1 protein-coding gene is annotated in these 589 nt (G+C 48.2%); it reads left to right on the top strand.

Annotated elements, in window-relative coordinates:
* On the top strand, positions 1–589 hold a 589-nt coding region (locus R7093_RS26690), incomplete at both ends, for a GspE/PulE family protein (protein WP_411913260.1).

Below are 589 nucleotides of genomic sequence, written 5' to 3'. Positions count from 1 at the left end.
ACGCTTAGGTGACCTACTTGTTGAAGAAGGCATCGTATCGGAAGATCAAATCCAGCAAGCTCTATCCGCTCAGCGCAGTACCGGACAAAAATTAGGTGATGCCCTGATTGACCTCGGGTTTATTACCGAAAAGCAAATGCTGGAGTTCTTGTCTCAGCAACTTGGATTACCGTTGATCGATCTTGGACGCGCTCCAGTGGATGCGGATGCGGTGCAAATACTGCCAGAAGTTCATGCTCGTCGTTTACGTGCAATGGTGGTGGCTCGTAATGGTGACACTCTACGTGTTGCGATGAGTGATCCGGCGGATCTGTTTACCCAAGAGTCTTTAATGAACTTGCTCGGTGAGTACAACCTTGAGTTCATCATAGCCTCTGAGCGTCAGTTGATCAGCAGTTTCGACCGTTACTACCGTCGTACTAAAGAGATCGCGTCCTTTGCTGAGCAGTTACAAGCCGAGCACCAAGACGTACAAAGCTTTGACTATGGCATCGATGAAGCCGACAGTGAAGAAGTCACCGTTGTAAAACTGGTTAATTCGATGTTTGAAGACGCGGTGCAAGTTGGTGCATCGGATATCCATATCGAA

It is taken from the genome of Vibrio sp. 1580, from assembly GCF_033340055.1.
The sequence above is the reverse complement of the archived record's forward strand: the minus strand, read 5'-3'. Positions and strand labels throughout refer to the sequence as shown.